The 3,254-nt window shown below is 69.7% G+C and carries 3 protein-coding genes; all 3 read right to left on the bottom strand.

All coding sequences use genetic code 11. From position 1 onward, the window contains the following. Window positions 1–309: 309 nt before the first annotated feature. Window positions 310–828: a GNAT family N-acetyltransferase gene (locus tag ACIBQ1_RS61770; RefSeq protein ID WP_397292870.1), complete on the bottom strand. Its 519-nt coding sequence runs from the start codon at window positions 826–828 to the stop codon at window positions 310–312. A gap of 327 nt (window positions 829–1,155) precedes the next feature. After that, window positions 1,156–1,407 (bottom strand): hypothetical protein, encoded by a 252-nt coding sequence (locus tag ACIBQ1_RS61765; protein WP_397292869.1) that lies wholly within the window; start codon window positions 1,405–1,407, stop codon window positions 1,156–1,158. Window positions 1,408–1,461: 54 nt separating this feature from the next. Beyond that, window positions 1,462–2,676 carry an ROK family protein gene (locus ACIBQ1_RS61760; RefSeq protein WP_397292868.1) on the bottom strand — a complete coding sequence of 405 codons (1,215 nt, stop codon included), beginning with the start codon at window positions 2,674–2,676 and terminating at the stop codon, window positions 1,462–1,464. Window positions 2,677–3,254: the final 578 nt, after the last annotated feature.

Raw genomic sequence — 3,254 nt, 5'->3', positions numbered from 1 at the left:
TCCCAGTGGTCCCACCAGGGCCACATCAACAAGATCGGACCAGCGCTCTACGCCTGCACCTCATTGAGCGCTTAAGCCTTCGTCAGCAGGCTCTATGTGGCGAACAACGCCGCAGGCACCGTCTCGGTCATCGCGGTCTAGTCAGGGTTTCCAGGCCGGCCACTTGCGTTCGGCCTCCGCCTCCAGGCCCACCCCGTGATGGTGGGCCATGAGGACCACGTCACACAGCACGTCGGCCAGTTCCTCGCGGAAGCCCGCGCTCAGTGGACACGATGTGCGGTCCGGTCCGGCAAAGAAGTCCGATTCATCTCAAAGTCGCTGGTCATTTGCGTTCTGTAGCTGCTTGATCAGGAACCGGCACGGGTCGGAGACTTCGTGGCGGATGCCATGGTCGTCGATGTAGTGGTAACGGTCGAGGTATCGGCAGCCGGTTTCCTGGTAGCCGAGCCTGAGGTAGAGCGCAGCAGCGCGGAGGTTCTGGTCATCGACCCCAAGGCCGATGTGGCAGTTGCCACGTTGAGCGACGATGGCCTCGGCGGCTTGGATGATGGCGGTGCCGATGCCATGTGACCGCCGTTCGGGGGGCCAGACGGCCAGGCCGTTGAGCTCGGGGCAGCCGGGGTAACGCTCCCGCACTTCGACGGCCGCGCAGCCGCCCCACCGAACCTCCCCATGTCCCACTGGAGCGTCGTCGATCCAGGCGGTCAGAAATGTGCTCAAGCCCTGTTGCTGACGATGGAAGCGAGCTTCGTGCACGCGGGAGCGGCCCGAGGGGATGTGCTGCTCCAGCAAGGAGAGGTCATCGTCTCGGCACTGCCGGATGATCATCGTTCAAGTTCCCTCTGAGATGGCACCGCTCATGACTTCCCGCCGACCTGGCGTGCAGCAACGCTGATCATCACATTCCGGGCAGCGTTCACGCATCACTTTTACTGCTTCGACGCCAATGGGTGCGTGCGTGTGCCTCCGGCGTGTCGCCCTCGGCGTCGGCCGTGCGGCAGCTTGACGATCGTCTCGCGCAGGCGCGCCTCCTCGGGCCCCCTGCCTCCTGGGCCAGTGCGACGATCGTGAGCGCGCCGGAGGAGTTCTGAGGGGCGCCGGCAAGGATGCGGTCCATGGCAGCGCGGACGCGCTCGGGTTCGTCACGGGCGGGGCTCATGCGGACCCAGAGATTCCCTCTCCGGCCACGATGCCCTCACGCAGCCCGGCGACGGTGTCGGCGACCACCCGGACGGTCTTGATGCCGATGAGCTCGTGGACGCCGCCACGGCTGCAGGAGGCGTGACCTTCCGAAACCAGCGTGCTGCGGAGATGCCCGTACTGGATGGCCGGCGCCACCCGGCGCGCAAAGCCTGGTGACCCGCGGTCGAGGAACGTCGTCATGGCGCTGCGCACTGCGGCGATCATCGACGGCTACGACCTCGATCGTTCACGGCACTCGGCGCGGCCGTCCTGGTCCCATCAGCGCAGGGTGGCCAATGTGTCGAGGGGGTTGTCCAGGAGGTTGGCGAAGGCGAGTTCGGCGGCCCCGGCGAGCGTGGTGTCGTCGCCGAGGGCCGTCACGGCCAGGCGGACACGTTCGCGCGACACCGGCAGGACATGCGCGTCGATCCGGGCGCGGACGCGTGGCGCGGCGCCCGGGTAGACATCGCGGAGCATCCCGCCGAAGACCACGAGCGCCGGGTTGAACAGGTTGATGAGGTTGACGACGCCGACGCCGAGCCAGTCGCCGATGCGGTCGAGGGCGTCCCGCGCGCGGGCGTCGCCGGTCCCGGCGAGGGCGACGACGGCCCGGATGCCGTCGCGGCCGACGAGTTCGCCGGACCGTCCCGCGTAGTCGAGCAGCGCCTCCTCCCCCACCTCGGCCTCCAGGCAGCCGCGCGAGCCGCACAGGCAGGGTCGCCCGTTCAGCGGGTTGACCAGCATGTGCCCGAGTTCGCAGCCGTAGCCTCCGTCGCCGTCCAGGAGTTTGCCGCCGACGATGATCCCGCCGCCGACGCCGACGTCCCCGTGCAGGTAGATGAGGTTGTCGATGTCGCGTCCCGCGCCGCGCACGTGCTCGGCGACCGCACCCAGGTGCGCCTCGTTGCCGACCTCGGCGGGAAGCCCGAGGCCGAGCCCCGCGGCGAGTTCCGCGCCGAACGCCTGGTCCACCCAGCCGAGGTGCGGTCCGTACCGGACCGTGCCGTCGGCGCGCCTGATCAACCCGCAGTACGACGCGCCGACACCCACGCACAACGCGCCCGGACCGGCCCCGACGACCAGTTCGTGGCCAAAGGTGGCCAGGACGCCGACGACGTCCTCCAGGTCGACCCCGGCGCGGGTGCGCACGGCCTCGCGGCGGTCGAGGACCCGGCCGCCGAGGCCGACCCGGGCCGCGAGCAGCCGGTCCACGGCGACGTCGAACGCGAGCCCATACAGCGTCCCCTGCTCGGGCATCACGACGATGGACGGCCGCCCGGCGCGGCCCCGCCCGATGGGGACGCCCTCGCGGACGAGCCCGGCGGCGGCGAGTTCGGCCGTCAGGTCCATGATGGTGCTGCGGTTGAGGCCCATCCGGCGGCTGAGCGCGGCCCGTGACACGGCCCCGTCCTTATGGACGCGCCGCAGCACCTCGCTCAGGTTCCGCTGCCGCATCTGCTCCTGCGTCCGCGCGCCCGCCGCCGATCCCGTCATCCCCGCCAGCCTAGGCCGGGGCCGGTACCCTGTGAACAGCCACCTGCGGGTCGTCGGCGGCGCGCTGGATGATCCACGATGGCGGGCTGCTCGGCCGATGAGGTCGGTCAGCCGCCCGGTGCGGGGAATGCGGACACGTTGCCGTTCGAGCCGGGAGGACGTCGCCCGGGGACGGCGCGCTTTGGCCATGAGACGTCCCCCTGTGAACGGCGAACCGCGGCTGACTCTCCCCTTGCTGTATAGCCATACGGCTGCGAGGGCTGTGCCGTTGGGCTGTCGACGAATTTCTTGTGCGACGCCGGCGCGAGGCAGGCAGAAATCGGCGGACATTTGGTGATCGATGCCGGTAGGGTGCCGGGCTAGGCGGCTCCTGGGTGTGCTTCCTTCTCCTTCACTTTGAATGAACAGCGCGCCCGCTCTCCGCCCGGGCGGGCCGTTCGGGGCCTCCTCCCCCGTGCGGCCCGCCGTCGCCTGTCACACGAACTAGTGCCGCGTCAGGCCACGTTTGCCCTCTTGACGATGCGTCGTAGGCGGGGGTTGTCGGTGTTGCGGTTTCGCCAGGCGATGTAGCGGCGGAT

The sequence above is a fragment of the Nonomuraea sp. NPDC050153 genome (genome assembly GCF_044460125.1).
Taxonomy (GTDB): Bacteria; Actinomycetota; Actinomycetes; order Streptosporangiales; family Streptosporangiaceae; genus Nonomuraea.
Note: the sequence above shows the minus strand (reverse complement) of the source record. Positions and strands in the feature narration are given on the sequence as shown.